Raw genomic sequence first — 14,819 nt, 5'->3', positions numbered from 1 at the left:
AAAGCAAAAACCGCCCCAGCTTGTGCGATCTGGTTATGTCCAATAAGTTTACATTATCGGACATATGTAGATATGTTGCCAAACAGTTCAAATTCAGCATCGGATCCAGTGAAAAATGCCTTCAGAGACCGAGAAATCGCGATCAGCGCCCTCTGATGAGCTCAATGACGCTCGCGTCGAGGGGAGAGATCAGGACCACAGTATCGCCCTGCCCTCTCATGTCGCGGGGTCCGGTACGCTCAATCGACTGGTGGACACCGCCCGAGACTATGCCCGGGCGTCAGTGTCTGAGAATACGCTCAAGGCCTATGCGAAGGATTGGGCACACTTCGCACGTTGGTGCCGGATGAAGGGCACAGAAGCGCTGCCTCCGTCGCCCGAGATGATCGGCCTTTACCTCGCCGACCTGGCGTCCGGCTCACGCCCCTCCGCGTCGCAGTCGACATCCCGCCCCCTATCGGTCTCGACAATCGACCGCCGCCTATCCGGGCTTGCCTGGAACTATGCGCAGCGCGGCTTTACGCTTGACCGCAAGGACAGGCACATCGCGACAGTGCTCGCCGGGATCAAACGCAAACACGCGCGCCCGCCGGCGCAGAAAGAGGCGATCCTGCCTGAGGATATCTTGGCGATGGTCGCCACCCTGCCCTTCGACCTGCGCGGTCTGCGAGACCGAGCCATCCTGCTCCTCGGCTATGCAGGCGGTCTGCGTCGATCGGAAATTGTCAGCCTGGACGTCCACAAGGACGACACGCCGGATTCCGGCGGCTGGATCGAGATCTTCGGCAAAGGCGCCCTCCTCACCCTCAACGCCAAGACCGGCTGGCGCGAAGTCGAGATCGGCCGTGGTACCAAGGAACCGAGCTGCCCCGTACATGCACTCGAGCAATGGTTGCACTTTGCAAAGATCAACTTCGGGCCAGTTTTCGTCGGCACGTCGCGGGATGGAAAACGCGCAACGGAAACACGGCTCAACGACAAACATGTGGCCCGGCTAATCAAACGCACCGTCCAGGACTCCGGCATCCGATCCGACCTGCCCGAAAAGGAACGCCTGGCACTGTTCTCCGGCCACTCGCTGCGCGCCGGTCTGGCGAGTTCGGCCGAAGTTGACGAACGCTATGTCCAGAAGCAGCTCGGACACGCCTCCGCCGAAATGACCCGCCGTTATCAACGCCGGCGCGACCGTTTTAGGGTAAACCTGACGAAGGCTGCCGGGCTGTAGCAGCGTCTGCGATTGTTGCGGCCGGACTTCTTAACCCTACTCAACTAGACGGCTTGGTTAAATGGAATATGACGCTTTTAATCCATCAAAGATGCCGCCATTCCCGCTCAAAGCGTAAGCGACATAGTAAGCGTCAGTGACCAAGATGGTCCGCATGAACGCATGTAATCATTTACTCAGCTTGAGATGAAGTAACACCTGTGTTCATAGGCCTCCGGCCGTCGCATCCAGCGCGTTCGACTTCAACTGCTCGGCCAATAAATCATCCGCCTCACCCAAATCTACCGGCGCTAGAGATCCTCCCTTGGCTCCGCGCATCAGCAGGCTGGCGTCAGAGGCCTCACAGGTTTTGCGACCCTCTCCCAAATGGGCGGAAAACGCCTTCTCCTCCAAGAACAGTTCGCCGGGTTACAGGTCGGGCTAAAGGCCGGGAAAGAATTGTAGCGCTTGGGGCCGCGCAGCGCCAAGACCAGAGCCCCATGCCAAACAAGGAACACCAAAAATAATCGACCGCTGACCGCTCACCGGAAAGGTCTCTTCGATCAGCTTCGGCAGTTCGTGCATTAGATAGTCATACATCTGGTAGTGCAAGTCTCACGGCGCTTCTGCAGCCTTAACATCGACCCCGACCCCCGGCCCCAAAGCATAGCTATCGGCACCGGCTAGTTCCTCGCCGCGCGGGCTGGTGTACGGAACGTACCAGCGGCACCCCCAGTTCCGCAGCACAACGCTCCGCCGTCTGCGGCGGCAGGTAGATTGGATACCGCATGTCGCGGTTCAGCAGGTTGGAATGATGGCTATAGTGTTTGGTCTAGCCGCCATAGCCATTTGCGGCGCGGGTAATATGAAGGGTCATAGGACACCTCGTAGAATGGTTTGGTAGGCCGCGCTTTGGCAAAGCGCAGCCCATAGATTTAGCTGCTGAAATGAACAACCGAGCGGATGCTCTTGATCTCATGCATCAGGTCGAAAACCTCGTTATTGTCCTCCAGCCCCATGGTTGGATGATGAAATGGTTCAGCTTGAACTCACCCGCCATGTAGCGTTCGGTATAGTGAGACAGCTCGGCCAGCTCCCTGACCCCGCCAAAGTCCATAAAATCGACACCTGTCGCTGGAGATCCAATTTCTGCTAGATTATCTGGTGGAAGGCGCAGGGCAAACGGTCGACTCTCGAACTGGCATTCCTTTAGTGAAAACCGCGACCACAAGATGTGGGGTCGCAGACTTAAGATTTAACATTATGCGGCAAGCGACGTTATCTATCAGTCTCGTCCAAGACTGCCAGAAAAGCCTCAATCCCCTGCTGCAATCGCGCCCTTGGTACTGCCGAAAAATCTTTTTCCAGCCGCAATTCGACCTTTCCATCGGACGCAGTCACTCTAGCTTCCCCTTCTGGGCGGCCCATTCTAAGTGATGTTTTAGACGTAGATTTAGACACGCGGGTAGAGGCAGGCTTTTCTGGCGCTAAAGCGCTTTGCAGGACTGCAATCTCAGCTTCGGCATCCCGATCCGGCAAAGCGCGCAGGCTCGCTGCGATCTCCCCTGCCCTCTCTGACTGAGCGTCGATCAACTTGTAAAGGTTCAAACCCAAAGCCCGTGGTATTGCCTCCGGGTGACGGATGGTGCCTTCTAAAGCCTTTAACACCCGCGCGAATTGGCGAATATAGGTCCGTTTCTGTTTAAGAGCTGAAGCGTAGAGCGTAGAGACCGCGTCGCCTACTGGAATGTTCTCATCCTTGGCATAGGACAGCGCTAGCTGTGCCATTTCACCGAAGGACAAGTCTTTCCGGATCAAATTTTCATCGACCATCTTCCGGTAGAGGCCAACCAAAGGTTCCCCGCGGGGAACCATCGCTGCAGGAATACGCGTATAGCGCGGATCGCCCGTCTCTTCAGCCAATTGCTGAAACGCTGAAAGGCGGCGAAACCCTTGGACTAACTCGTACCCCTCATCAGTTTTCTCAACCCGGATCGGGTTTGAAAGCCCAACCGCCTTGATAGACTCTTTCAGCTCTGCAAGCTCGGGGTCAATATTGGCCGAGCGGTCCCGCGTAAGTTTTGACGTCTTCACGTCTGAAGTCTGGATAAGATCGGTGATCAACCCCAGCTTCTTCAACCTCACATGCTCATGCGCTAATGCGTCGTTCTCAGCACGGATCGTTGCCTCCTTATCCGCACGCTCGCGTGTCGCCTCGGCGGTTTCCGCGATCGCGCTTGCCATTGGGCCACGGCGCGCGGGCGCCGATTCATAGTTTTGTTGCGGATGCCCCTGAACATTGTTGGATTTAGTATCCAGAGTGCGGTTCCCTGCGGGGAACTCGGTGGCTTCTTTTTCGGCATCTAGCTCGAAATTAATATCGAAAACAGAACGCTTCTTTGCCATCTATCAATCCTCAAGATTATCCCACGCGTTAACGAGCGTGGTTTGGAATTCGTAATAAGCGCGATCAAACGACATCCGAGCGCGCCGCCAAGTCTCGCGCGTCATCTGTCGGTAATCCATTTCGTAAATCGACGAGAGGAACCGCCCAGACTGCTCAACCGCGCGGGTCATCTCAATCGGATGCTCGGTCACATGCGACTTGAAAACCTGATGAAAGGCTGACTGCATCGCACGGTGCAAATCGTTGTTCGGCTCGTATCGTGTGAGTAGGAACCGCAGGTCGGCGAAAACTTTGTCCGGGTCCGTCCCAGAGGGCAGCCGCCCCCGGAACCGACCCAGGTCTTCCAGCGCTTCGGCTAACTGGCCGATAAAACTCGTCGTGCTGTCATACTCCCAATAGCCCGGACCAGAGGGCACATAAAGCACATCAGCCGCGAAGACGGCGTTCATAGATTGGTAACCGATCGCGGGCGGGCAATCGAAGATCACAAGGTCATAGGCATCCGCCGGAAGTTGATCGAGATAACGCGAAACAGCCGCGAAGAACGACCATTCAGGATTTAAATGTCGGTACTGTGCGCTGGCGAATTCGACAAACGCTGCATTCGCACAGCTTGGAATGATATCAATGGTCGGCCAGCTTGTCGGCTTAATGAAATCCATCACCCGCAAATCGTTCAAACCCATGCCCGTGACCGAGGGCGGCAATTTTCGCTGGGGCAGGGCGGTCCCGCTCTCAGCACCACCCGCCGTAGCATTCATCCGCTCAGTCTCACGGATCAGATCGCGGGCCATGATCCCCCAGACCGTCACCTCTTCGGACACATCCGACAATCCCATCGAATGACTCAAGGTCGCCTGCGGATCGAAATCCACCGCCAGCACGCGGTAGCCATCGAGAGCAGCGGCATGGGCAAAATGCAGCGCGACAGTGCTCTTGCCTGCACCGCCTTTAAAGTTTGCGATTGCCGCACGGATCGCCCGCTTTCCCGCCGGACGTTTCGGCAACAGCGACTTTCCCTTGATTTTTAGCTTGCGCCTCAGTTCGTTAATTTCCTCCAACGCGTACCAGCGCTGACGTCCTTCTTCCTCAACTGCCCCCTCGGGCAGGGACGGGTCTGCCGCCAGCCGGCTGCGCAGTGTGGAGGGGTTGATCTTCAGGATAAGCTCGGCAACTTCCCAGCTTGAAAAGCGCCGTAGTGTCTTTTCCATCTCCGGGGAGTAAGTTTGCTGCCGGATGAACCCTTGCATCTTCAGGGACTGGGCCTGCAACTTTGCTAAATCAGTATGAGTGTACATATGCCTTCCTCAATGTCGCCTCCCGTTTTCCAAGGTTCCCCGCGGGGAACCTTCTACCGGGACGCTAATTATTTCTCTTTCCTGATTTACGCCGAGATTAGTGTTTTTGAAAAGGCCTATTATGAGGCAACGCTAAAAATTCACTTTTTAGTACGACCAGCTGCGTTGATTCTCCATGCGAGAAAGTACCCTCCAAAGGGCATAAAACACATAATATGGGGGGACGCATTGCCACCCTTTCCGACATATTGGGGGACAGAACTGTTCCTTAGTGGGACATCCACGATGGCCCCCAATACCTATATACCAAGAAAATCATTATCGTTAGACAAGTTTTGGGATACGCAGGAAAACCACCTCTTGACAGAATAAACTGTTTGGACGCAAATTAGGGCCGAGGTCGGAAAGACGTTGTGTCATTCAAACCGACCATGGGTCCGACGAAGACCCATTGCGAGGACAAGAGCGACTGCGCACGCCGCAGATAGAGGGCATCCATGCAACTGGTCAAACTGGCAGGTCAACGCGACGCTGCCCGCAAATACGATATTATTACGGCACTCGGCGCTTACGCGCTTGCACGCAACAAGCACGACCAGCGATTGGTGCTGCGGCTTGTTACCTTGATAACGGCACGTTACAATTGGGCCCGCGATGAACTTGCCGTCGGGCAGCGCGAGATTGCCCGACTTTGGTCGGTGGACGAGCGGACCGTGAAACGGGACACGGCCAAACTCCGCGCTTTAGGTTGGTTGGTCGTCAAGCGGCAAGGCGCGCGGGGCAGGGTGACGGAGTATGGTCTCGACATCGACCGCATCCTGGCCATGACTGAAGCCGAGTGGTCCAACGTAGGGCCAGACTTTGACCTACGAATGAGCGGCAAGCCCGATGAAACCCCCGTAGTGTCGTTACCAGTGAGGGGTCATGTGCCGGCGCCTGACCTTAGCGATGGGAGCGAGTGGGCATTGGCGCAATCGATCCTCTATACCGAAGCGCCGGACCTCTACGGTAGTTGGCTGTGTAACCTTGTCCGGGTCGAGAGGGCCGGGGGCCGGCTGGTCCTGCGGGCTCCGAGCAGGTTTCACGGCAGCTATGTACAGACCCATCTCCTCCGCCAGATCCTGAGCGCTTGTCAGGCAGTCGATGGGGACGTGACCGAAGTCTCCGTGATCGTCTGAAGTCAAGCTTTTGATTTGCTTTCGCTGTATCTAACTAAGGACACCTATTGAGCGATTCGCTATCGCACGACACCACGCAGACTATAAGTTCATGTAAAACTGGCGGTTTTATTTATCCAGAGGGTATGAGTTAACTTATATCGATTGGACACGAGAACAGTCTGATTGAGCGGTTCAGTCGCGCGGGCAGGGGTGGTAGGTGGTTTAGCAGCCATGCTGATGTCCTCGTCGTCAGAGTTTGGTTAGCACGGGCGTTGGAGTTGCGTCTCCGTCACCCGTGCGCTTATATATGATACTAAGAAATCAATCTGTCAATAAGTAATATTATGAAATCACGTGGAAGACCCAAAGCGGACACCGCTCCTGTTATGGTCCGGATGCCGACAGCGCTGATAGAGGCCCTCGATGAAGCGCGTCGGGCGGAGGAGGATCTGCCCACGCGGCCGGAATTGATCCGACGTATCTTGGAGGAATGGGCTGCGGGGAGGCGGGATCGATAACTTCGCGGTTTATGGGATGAGTGCTGACGAGAGCGCTGATGTCAGCGCTGACCTGAGAGGTGACATCAGCACGGCCTACAGAAGGGGGCTGAGAGAAAAACCAACGCGCCTCGTCTTCTGGGGCGAAAAGGCCTAGGGTCTGACCGGCGTAGCCTCTTATGGGCGAGGGGCCTTGTCGATGACGCTTCCCCGAGACAGGCAGAAGGATTGACGGGACGATTACATGATATCAATTAATCGTATTGGGTTTGAGGTGCATCTCGCGAGCACCCTCAAGCATGGGGCTGCCGAGCTCCGGAGGGATGCCGTGACCAGCCAGCTCACGCGCAAATCGATGCTCAAAAGCTCTTTGTACTGTAAAAGCTAGCCGGCGCGTTCACTGACCAGAACTTTCAATGGCCCGGCATCGTTGAGCACCTGCACGCGCACAATAATTCCGTACCCAATGCCACTGAACACGGCTTTGTGCAGGTGTTCATGACCTGGCTTGATGATGCAACTACCGGCGATCCGCGCGCGCATTGTTCTGTTACTGTTAGCAAAGATCGGGTCTGGGTCGTCGACCTGTCCGCGTTTTTTGAACCTGTGGTAATTGGCTCGGTCTTGTTGAACTGCAGCGCAGACGCTGCCTAATGGCTGACCGTTTGAGTTGACGAGGTCATGTGGATCAAGCCGGGTGTCATAAACCGCCATGATGTCCTGTGCTGCAGCAGAACCCGCAAAGGCGAGCGCGGCTGCGCAGCCGAGAAAGAAGCTGTTCACGTAAGACCTCCCTTAGATGGATTGCCGCCACCCAGTAAGCGTTACAACTGAAGGGTCCTGTAAAACGCAACACCAGTCAAGTTTTTCGGGCACTTCATTGATTTGCGCGGCGCGCCGGCGAAACACCCTAGGCTTCAGCCACCGAATACTATGACTTGGTGAGCTTCAGAGCAGGGTGCTTGATGGTTTTGTCTCGCGAACGGACTGGATCGATGCTCTTGCCTGGCGGCCCATAAAACCCGATCCTCTAATAGGTATCACTGATGTTGGGTCTGGAAGGGGATGATCATGGAGGATGGTGACACAGGCGGATCGGCCCCGTGCATGGCGCATTTGCTGATCGATGGCACCCCTGTCGATCCAATAAGAATGCGGGATGTGGCCCGTTTCCGGGCGGCTGAGCGTGCCCGTCTGCTGAAGGCCCGGCGGCACTTATCGGTTTCGCGGCGTGCTGAGGAGACACAAATTTTGGCCGCAAAGCTCGAGACCCTCGTCGCTCCGCAAAAAGGTATGTGGATCGCGGCCTATTGGCCAATTCGAGGCGAACCGGATCTGCGCGACTGGATGGCCAAGGCGCATGCCGCGGGCGCAACTGTTTTACTCCCGGTCGTCGTGGAACGAGACGCGCCATTGAGCTTTCGCGCTTGGCAGCCGGGGTGTGCGATGGTGCGCGGCGTTTGGAACATTCCGGTACCCAAGCACGGCGCAGAAGCGGTGCCCGACGTCGTGATCTCGCCCTTGTTGGGCGTAGACGAAGCCTTTTTTCGGCTTGGCAATGGCGGTGGGTATTACGATCGGACCTTAGCGCAGGTCGATCCTGTGCCGAAGGTTATCGGGGTCGGTTTCTCCAATTGCCTCATTCCGACTATTTTTCCAATGCCATGGGATATCCCGATGGACACAGTCGTGCTCTCTGATGGATCAGTTCGGGACCGTCCCTCGCGCCGCCCATAAACCGGGGGTGCTCTACCTCCGGAGCTGCGGCCCCTGACATGGTTTCGCTTAAGACGGGGCTGCGATCTGAGCCATTGAGATATGCTAACTGTACACAAACCCCGTCAATTGGGGGGGTTAGTGTACAGTTGTGCTGTCGCGGTCGCGGAATGCTGCCTTCTGGTTCCGTTGTGAATACCCCCAACGATTGGCCCAGACCCAAGGGGGTGGGGCGTTTCTCATCCCCTTCGTCTGGCATCTTGGTCTCGCTGAGTGCGCCCAGCTTTGCAGTTGCGTTGATGCCAGTGCTGAGCTGACACGTCATGCCCCGTGCTGGGATTAACCACGAGCGGGACAGATCTCGGAACTAAGCGGGACCCTCAGGGAGCGTACTGAGTGGGCTCGCCCTCATCGGTGCAAACGAGGTTGGCCAGTTGGGTCGTGCCGCTCAAATCCGGGTTTGGAGTAGGCGTTTTAGCGGGAGCACGGGAAGACTTCATGGCAGAGGCTTTGTCTAAAGCGGCCAAGTGATTTCCAGCGAGAAACATCGTGAGCGCCAAGAGCCCCCCTGAGAGACCGATGCGCAGCCTGCGCCCAAGAGGGGGGCGCAGGTTCACGGTGCTGCTGTCGATCGCTTCGGTCTGGGTCATTTGGTTCCCTTATTAAGGGAATGCGGACAAATTATGGCATGGGTGCAGACGGTCAGACTGTTCTCGGGGAAGGTAGCGGGCTTTCCTAGTCGAAATCGAAGCTTGCCTGGCGGGGATCGTGTTTTGGGTTGCGCGGGGGTTTTTTGAAGGGCTTCAAGGCTTCAAGCTGCGCAAAAGCCTGTGTCTGCGCCAGGCGGTCGGCCCGCAGCTGCGCGCGGGTGGCAACGAAGGATTTGACGGCAGCAAGGTCGTCTTTGGCCACCCAGTGACTGGTGCGCACCAGGCCCTGTGCGCGTTTCTTCGCATCATAGGTGCGGGAGGTCGCGGCGCTTTCCTGGCGTTCCGCTTTTGAGCGGCGGCGTTTGGGTTTGATCTGATCGGGCATAGGCATGTTCGGCTGGTGCGCCGGCTCCTTATTGGGGTCTCTAAGGGGTGGAGCTACGCGCTGGTTTTGAGATGAATAGGTTTGGAGGGGGCTTCTTATGTGGATAACGTCACGGTCTGTGCGCGCAGTGCTGATGCATCGGGGCAGGGGGGGCTTGGGGCAAACCCCGCTCTGCCTAAAAAAGAAAGAGCGGGGGCAGGGGGCGCGGCAGGAGCGTAGAATGCCCCTGTTTACCAGGGCTGATCCATATGCGAGCGGCTGCCCGCAAAGGGGGCCTGGATGCCCGCCGCGGCCAGAAAGGCCTTTTCCATCTTGGCATAATCGTCCGGCGTGTGCTCAACGTCATCGTACTCTTTGTAAGTGATGTAGCCGTATGGGGCCTCTTCCTCTTCAAAAAGATAGGAATCTTCGATGCACACCAACATTGTGCCGTCACCGGCGTCATAGACCTTGAGACATTGCTCACCGTTGCCATAGCCGCCAATGTCAGGACGGCGCCAAAAGAGGTCTTCATCTTTGATGCCCAGCTCGAGGCGCTGCAGATTGCAGATATCTTTGGTGGTCATCTCAACCCAATCTTTGTCAAACCACCCCATCACATCTTCGATCAGGGCGGCTTGGGCCACGATGGCATCGGCCTTTGATCCGGTCTCAATGGCTTTTTCGAAGGCCGCTTTCTGCTCCGGGCTCAGATCGAAATTGGTGCCTTCATAAGCGGAGACGAAGCTCACGTAGAGGTGTGGGGTGTAGCGCGTCGAAAGACTGACGTTCACACTCCAAGCTTCATCGAGATCGATATATTCGTCGTCGAGATCAATAAGGGCGGAGTAGGCCTGGATTTTGACGTTGCTCCCTGGCATCTCGCAGGCCGCAGCCGCGCCGATATCGCCGTCCTCGTCGAGCGACCAGCCGCGGGATTTGAGCTCGGTCCAACTGGCAGCGCCGTGTTTGGCGGCCGCGTCGGCAAGCGCTGCGGCCTTGGTGGTGACGCCCTGGGCTGCCGCCTTTTTTGCCGCAGCTTTGATATCAGAGAGGTTTTCGCCGGTGGCGAGCATATTAAGTTTCTGCATTGTCGTTCTTCTTTCTTGTTGCCGATTTGGCGTTTGCGGTGAAAGCGCTGTAGGGCGCCCTTGGTAAGGCGAAGATGCGCGCCGGATCTGCATGGCGCAAATTTTGGGGCCCTAATTAATGTGGATAACCTTGGCGGAGGTCATCTAAGCCTCTGTTTTTAAGAGGGGATCTTAAAAGTGGTGAATGAGCCCGCGAAGGGCGGGCCACGCCCCCCGTGTCATTCTTTAGTAAGGATATGGGGAACCCGAACACTCTGGGCGGGCAGGGTCCGCTCGTCGGGTTGGGGGAGGGAGCCGCGCAGAGAGTGTTTGAACGCATAGCGTGCGGGGCTCCTGCTCGGGTGATGCAGCTTATGCATGGATGCAGCATCGCTTCCGACACTTGGGGTCTTGCCACACACGGCTCGTCTGCAGGCCAAGACCGAATGGCCGCAGGTCGCCAGCATGGAAGTTCAATGTCGCCCGTCGATGAATGATGGAGATCGAGTGTTTGCGCTGCCGATCGCTATTTTGGTCTGCCTATCACTGCGCGCGAGACGGGACCCGAGGACGCTACATGACCGCCGTCGATTTTTTGTCAATCCGTTGGATTGCTTGCTCCGCTCGGTAAGGCGTTGCTTTCGTTGTACTTCTGTGCGCACCGTGCCTCTGGGAACAGTGCTTTGCCAACTAATCGCAGCGGAATGGGTTGAATGCCCGGTTGTTTCTTACCCGCGCCCATATTCCTGATCGGTATCGCTTTACATTGAACCCAAACGACCGTTGCACCCATAAGTGCGGCGTTCTCAAGCTGGCGATGCGACGTCAGACAAGATCTCATGGTGGGCTGTGAAGCGTGGTTAAGCGCTACGGAGAATGTGCCACGTAAAGCGGCGTGGCTAAAGAACGGGGCTTGGATTTACAGGCAAGGGCTGAGACCCCGCTATGTTAAAAGCTATGATGATAGCGGATCGCTAAGGTTTCTGATCCGGGGTTCGGGCTTCTAAGGCGGGCGTTGGATTTGTGGTCGAGTGCCAATGATACGCGGCTGGTATCATTCAGTTCGTACCCCAGTCCGATCAGCGTGCGGAACTGTACTTTCCCATTGAGGGGCGTCCCATTGGTGCCTTTGGTATAAAATCCCGGCATGAAGCTGCCTTCAATGAACCAAGGGCTATCGATCAATCTCCATTGAGCAGATAGCCCTGCGCCAATGAAGATGTCCCGATCGTTGTCGAACTGTGCAGATACCGCATAAGAATAAGCGGCTTGGCGTCCTTCAAAGAAGGGCGAAAAGTGATACTCCGCGACAACAGCAGGGGCTGAAGTGTCGGTATGATCGAGCACGTCGTCCACGCCCAAGCCCAGTACCACTTCGCCGCTGTATGCAGCAGACGTCGAAAGCACAAAGAATAGGGCGGTGGTCAGATGCTGCATGAAAGGGCCTAGGTTCGAAGGGGTGCAAGGCGACAGCTACGGATAAGTAGCTCGATGATATAGATAAACCTGTGCGCTTCGTACAAAGACCTAGATATAGTTGTTTTTATGCGACACTTTATGTCCCCGCTGCTGTGACGGGAAGCTGACTGGCGTTGTTACACAGAGAGCTTTGATCAAATGCATCGACGTTGAGCTTCTCCACTTCAGCGGGCCATGCCTCTCTTTACTCAATTTTCTCGCCAGCCTTTGAGCTCTGAACTCATTCAGTGAGATCGGTCGCACTCTTAAGGCTGTGCCATTTAAGCCGACCTTTCCGAGGATCGATAACTTTTCATCTTCGCGCCAACGGCGTCTTTGCTCAACGCTGACATTCACTTCAGGATGCATATCTGGTCCCATCTCATACGGCGTCAATAACGACGACAATAACGACAATAGTTAAGTGAGTATGGCTTCACGCGGCTGGTGTTAACAATCGGGCGCTTACAGATAGGTGCAAACCCCCGAAGGAAGGGCCCGAAGGGGTCCAGCGCCCCCCTGCGATTGCCAGGGCCTGCATGATTTCCACGCGACGACTGTAAGAGGCATGCAACGTCTTAAGGATCGACACGGCATGGGCATCGGTGGGGTGCAGCTAAAGCCTTGATCTTCTAAGCCACATTATGGCCAAGCTTTCTGACCTTGCGTCAATCACGCTGCTCGTCCAAAAGACTTGCTTTACGTAAGATGGAACGCGGGGTGATACTACTGAAGTGGTTCACAGTAGAACAGAAGGACAGGTAAAGCTCCCAATGAACCAGTTCCCAAACGCTCCTGCAAATTTTGATGATCCGCTGCGTGAACTCTATAAGCTCGCAGTAGAGCCAGAGCTTGCTTTTGAGGATAAGGTTGCGCAGTTGCTCGCCTTAAGTACCGATGCCCTGGGCCTCGAACTTGGAATTGTTAGTCGGATAGAGAGGCCGATCTACGAGTGCCTTTTTGTCCATGGCCCTGACTGGGCCCCGGTGCCTGGGGCCACCTTTGATGTAGGTGGTACCTATTGCCTTCACACATTGAGCAATGATGACGTGACCGCATTCCATCATGCGGGGCGGCAAGAGATATCTGCCCATCCCTGCTATCAAAACTTCGGGTTGGAGAGCTACATCGGGGCGCCATTGCGGCGCGGAGACGAATTCTTCGGCACGTTGAACTTTTCTGACCGTGCTCCGCGTCATGCACCCTTCAGCACGAAGGAGTATGAGTTCGTCGCCTTTTTGGCGCGCTGGTTGGGCAATGAACTCAAGCTGCATGCCGAGCGGCGGGAATTGCGCGAACAACGTGGGTTGCTCAGTGCGATGATTGATGCGGTGCCCGAAGCAATCGTTTTGGCTGATCTCAACCGCCGTGTCGCGATGGTCAACCCAGCTGTGGAGGCGCTGTTTGGCTATGCACCCCACCAAATTCGGGGGCGACAGACAGCAGTGCTTTATGGCTCACTTGAGGGGTATGAGCGCGCGGGAGAGGAAAGGTTTAACCCTCAGACTTCAAGCAAGCAACGTGAGTTTGAGATTTCCTGTCGAAGGGCTGATGGATCCACATTTGAGGGTCTTGCTTCTACTGCCAAAGTGGAAACTGAGGCGGGCGAGACACTTGGATTTCTGGCTGTTATCAGAGATGTCACTGAACAGCGTGCTTTTGAACATGCCAAGGATCAGATGATCGCTACGGTAAGCCACGACATAAAAAACCCGCTGACGGCGCTCTGCGGTGCATTAGAGGTACTGGATGCGCAAAAGCCGGGACTGGACGACGCAAAAACCAAACTGCTACGTCTCGCGTTGCGCAATGCGCAGCGTATCGACGAGATGGTTGCTGACATACTCGACGTCGAACAGCTCCGTGCGGAGGAGCCATCAGGTTTCGCTGTCGCCCCCCTTGCGCCTTTGCTCGCTCGGGTGATCGAGGCCCTTACCTCCTATGCCGAAGACCATGGCGTAGGTCTCAAATTGAAGCCTTCAGATGTACCGAACCAGCTTTTGCGATTGCATGAAGGCAGGGTGGAACGGCTGGTATCCAACCTTGTGACAAATGCGATCAAAGCATCCGCACAGGGTGGGACGGTAGAGTTGGGTCTTGCCACCAGGGGGCGGGGCTTCTATGTAAAAGACGAGGGGGCAGGATTGCCGCACGATATTCAGAAGGCCCTTTTCAAGCCCTTTGCGCGGGGGGACACTTATCGGGTCAATGAGGGCTATGGGCTGGGAATGAGCATTGTGAAAGCGATCGTTGACCAGCACCTCGGTGAAATCACATTTGAGACTGCCGAAGGGGAGGGGACGACCTTCCTCGTGGATTTCCCTGCCCTGAATTCTTCTGAAACGGCGGTGCTTTCCGAGGGCCTTTCGGAGTAACGCCGCTTTGGGGCCATGCTCTGCCCGGCTTGACTGCGCGCTTTTGTTTTCCACGCACCTCCAGTGCGCGGGCAGTCCCTCCTTGAAATTCCTGATTTCGTGGTCGCGGAGGTCCGCGGAATTCGTCAATGGGAATGCCGGACCCCTAGGATTTCCCTCCCGCCGGCTGTCCGGCCTGCTGAACCCAAGCTCTCAAGAGAGGGGCCTGACATCTATCGGGGACCTCAACTGACGCGCCGAGTTCATGGCGCCGAGGGCGGAGGTGTTGGAAGCAAAACGTCCATTTGCGACCGGCGAAGGGGCAGATCTGGCCTCTGAAGGGGGTCAGATAGAAAATTTCCTTTTAAAAACAACGATGTAACGCTGTTACGGCTCTGTAACACTTTAAGTAACACCCGTAAGTATCTGAAATCTATCTCATTTATACATATATCTATCTATGTTACAGAAATATAGAAAAAGTGTACATACGAGACAGACAGGTCTATTGATCATTGTGCGCCAATATAAAGACATATGTGGGCGTAATGCGTTACAAAGTCCAAGTTATTGAAATCATTCAATATGTTTGTAACAGGGGGTGTAAAATGACCATTTTGGCGCTTTCCGTCCTGAATAAA

Annotated in this window: 13 protein-coding genes and 1 pseudogene; 5 read left to right on the top strand and 9 right to left on the bottom strand. The window is 55.7% G+C overall.

What is annotated here, in order from left to right; genetic code table 11:
• Positions 1 to 115 precede the first annotated feature (115 nt).
• Positions 116 to 1,225, top strand: coding sequence for a tyrosine-type recombinase/integrase (locus ACGYKA_RS18545; protein ID WP_304951528.1), 1,110 nt, complete (start codon positions 116 to 118; stop codon positions 1,223 to 1,225).
• Positions 1,226 to 1,542: 317 nt separating this feature from the next.
• Here the strand turns inward: ACGYKA_RS18545 and ACGYKA_RS18540 are convergent, their stop codons facing one another.
• From ACGYKA_RS18540 to ACGYKA_RS18525, 4 genes and pseudogenes are all read right to left on the bottom strand, one after another.
• Complete coding sequence (locus ACGYKA_RS18540) at positions 1,543 to 1,722, bottom strand: alpha/beta hydrolase-fold protein (RefSeq protein ID WP_394387861.1); 180 nt, start codon at positions 1,720 to 1,722, stop codon at positions 1,543 to 1,545.
• A gap of 417 nt (positions 1,723 to 2,139) precedes the next feature.
• A pseudogene (locus ACGYKA_RS18535) lies at positions 2,140 to 2,315 on the bottom strand (S-(hydroxymethyl)glutathione dehydrogenase); the annotation flags it as partial.
• 167 nt (positions 2,316 to 2,482) lie between these two features.
• The gene (locus ACGYKA_RS18530; RefSeq protein ID WP_394439573.1) at positions 2,483 to 3,610 is read right to left on the bottom strand and encodes a ParB/RepB/Spo0J family partition protein; all 1,128 of its coding nucleotides are present in this window, start codon (positions 3,608 to 3,610) and stop codon (positions 2,483 to 2,485) included.
• A gap of 3 nt (positions 3,611 to 3,613) precedes the next feature.
• Positions 3,614 to 4,909, bottom strand: coding sequence for an AAA family ATPase (locus ACGYKA_RS18525; protein ID WP_304951530.1), 1,296 nt, complete (start codon positions 4,907 to 4,909; stop codon positions 3,614 to 3,616).
• A gap of 497 nt (positions 4,910 to 5,406) precedes the next feature.
• Between ACGYKA_RS18525 and ACGYKA_RS18520 the strand changes: the two genes are divergently transcribed.
• Entirely contained in the window at positions 5,407 to 6,087 is a 681-nt protein-coding gene (locus tag ACGYKA_RS18520) for a hypothetical protein (RefSeq protein WP_276155059.1), read from the top strand.
• A gap of 326 nt (positions 6,088 to 6,413) precedes the next feature.
• Positions 6,414 to 6,587, top strand: a complete 174-nt coding sequence (locus ACGYKA_RS18515) for a ribbon-helix-helix protein, CopG family (protein WP_346348377.1) — start codon at positions 6,414 to 6,416, stop codon at positions 6,585 to 6,587.
• 363 nt (positions 6,588 to 6,950) lie between these two features.
• Here ACGYKA_RS18515 and ACGYKA_RS18510 read toward each other — a convergent pair whose 3' ends face one another.
• Complete coding sequence (locus ACGYKA_RS18510; RefSeq protein ID WP_394439570.1) at positions 6,951 to 7,349, bottom strand: hypothetical protein; 399 nt, start codon at positions 7,347 to 7,349, stop codon at positions 6,951 to 6,953.
• Positions 7,350 to 7,637: 288 nt separating this feature from the next.
• Between ACGYKA_RS18510 and ACGYKA_RS18505 the strand changes: the two genes are divergently transcribed.
• Positions 7,638 to 8,303, top strand: coding sequence for a 5-formyltetrahydrofolate cyclo-ligase (locus tag ACGYKA_RS18505; protein WP_304951532.1), 666 nt, complete (start codon positions 7,638 to 7,640; stop codon positions 8,301 to 8,303).
• 359 nt (positions 8,304 to 8,662) lie between these two features.
• Here the strand turns inward: ACGYKA_RS18505 and ACGYKA_RS18500 are convergent, their stop codons facing one another.
• From ACGYKA_RS18500 to ACGYKA_RS18485, 4 genes are all read right to left on the bottom strand, one after another.
• Complete coding sequence (locus tag ACGYKA_RS18500; protein ID WP_304951533.1) at positions 8,663 to 8,932, bottom strand: hypothetical protein; 270 nt, start codon at positions 8,930 to 8,932, stop codon at positions 8,663 to 8,665.
• 85 nt (positions 8,933 to 9,017) lie between these two features.
• A complete protein-coding gene (locus ACGYKA_RS18495; protein ID WP_276155224.1) occupies positions 9,018 to 9,317 on the bottom strand; it encodes a hypothetical protein in 300 nt (99 codons plus the stop codon).
• 230 nt (positions 9,318 to 9,547) lie between these two features.
• The gene (locus ACGYKA_RS18490; RefSeq protein ID WP_394439568.1) at positions 9,548 to 10,387 is read right to left on the bottom strand and encodes a hypothetical protein; all 840 of its coding nucleotides are present in this window, start codon (positions 10,385 to 10,387) and stop codon (positions 9,548 to 9,550) included.
• A 927-nt stretch (positions 10,388 to 11,314) separates the two neighbouring features.
• Complete coding sequence (locus ACGYKA_RS18485; RefSeq protein WP_304951534.1) at positions 11,315 to 11,803, bottom strand: acyloxyacyl hydrolase; 489 nt, start codon at positions 11,801 to 11,803, stop codon at positions 11,315 to 11,317.
• 794 nt (positions 11,804 to 12,597) lie between these two features.
• Here ACGYKA_RS18485 and ACGYKA_RS18480 point away from each other — a divergent pair.
• Positions 12,598 to 14,199 carry an ATP-binding protein gene (locus tag ACGYKA_RS18480; RefSeq protein ID WP_394439565.1) on the top strand — a complete coding sequence of 534 codons (1,602 nt, stop codon included), beginning with the start codon at positions 12,598 to 12,600 and terminating at the stop codon, positions 14,197 to 14,199.
• Positions 14,200 to 14,819: the final 620 nt, after the last annotated feature.

Origin of the sequence: Sulfitobacter sp. 1A15106, assembly GCF_043556995.1 — a bacterium.
Lineage (GTDB): Bacteria > Pseudomonadota > Alphaproteobacteria > Rhodobacterales > Rhodobacteraceae > Sulfitobacter > Sulfitobacter faviae.
This window is presented reverse-complemented; position numbering and strand designations above follow the sequence as displayed.

Coding starts and splice junctions, on each gene's coding strand:
- ACGYKA_RS18490 (WP_394439568.1), bottom strand. CDS start 10,387: ATGCAGAAACTTAATATGCTCGCCACCGGCGAAAACCTCTCTGATATC.
- ACGYKA_RS18545 (WP_304951528.1), top strand. CDS start 116: ATGCCTTCAGAGACCGAGAAATCGCGATCAGCGCCCTCTGATGAGCTC.
- ACGYKA_RS18515 (WP_346348377.1), top strand. CDS start 6,414: ATGAAATCACGTGGAAGACCCAAAGCGGACACCGCTCCTGTTATGGTC.
- ACGYKA_RS18485 (WP_304951534.1), bottom strand. CDS start 11,803: ATGCAGCATCTGACCACCGCCCTATTCTTTGTGCTTTCGACGTCTGCT.
- ACGYKA_RS18520 (WP_276155059.1), top strand. CDS start 5,407: ATGCAACTGGTCAAACTGGCAGGTCAACGCGACGCTGCCCGCAAATAC.
- ACGYKA_RS18530 (WP_394439573.1), bottom strand. CDS start 3,610: ATGGCAAAGAAGCGTTCTGTTTTCGATATTAATTTCGAGCTAGATGCC.
- ACGYKA_RS18500 (WP_304951533.1), bottom strand. CDS start 8,932: ATGACCCAGACCGAAGCGATCGACAGCAGCACCGTGAACCTGCGCCCC.
- ACGYKA_RS18495 (WP_276155224.1), bottom strand. CDS start 9,317: ATGCCCGATCAGATCAAACCCAAACGCCGCCGCTCAAAAGCGGAACGC.
- ACGYKA_RS18505 (WP_304951532.1), top strand. CDS start 7,638: ATGGAGGATGGTGACACAGGCGGATCGGCCCCGTGCATGGCGCATTTG.
- ACGYKA_RS18525 (WP_304951530.1), bottom strand. CDS start 4,909: ATGTACACTCATACTGATTTAGCAAAGTTGCAGGCCCAGTCCCTGAAG.
- ACGYKA_RS18480 (WP_394439565.1), top strand. CDS start 12,598: ATGAACCAGTTCCCAAACGCTCCTGCAAATTTTGATGATCCGCTGCGT.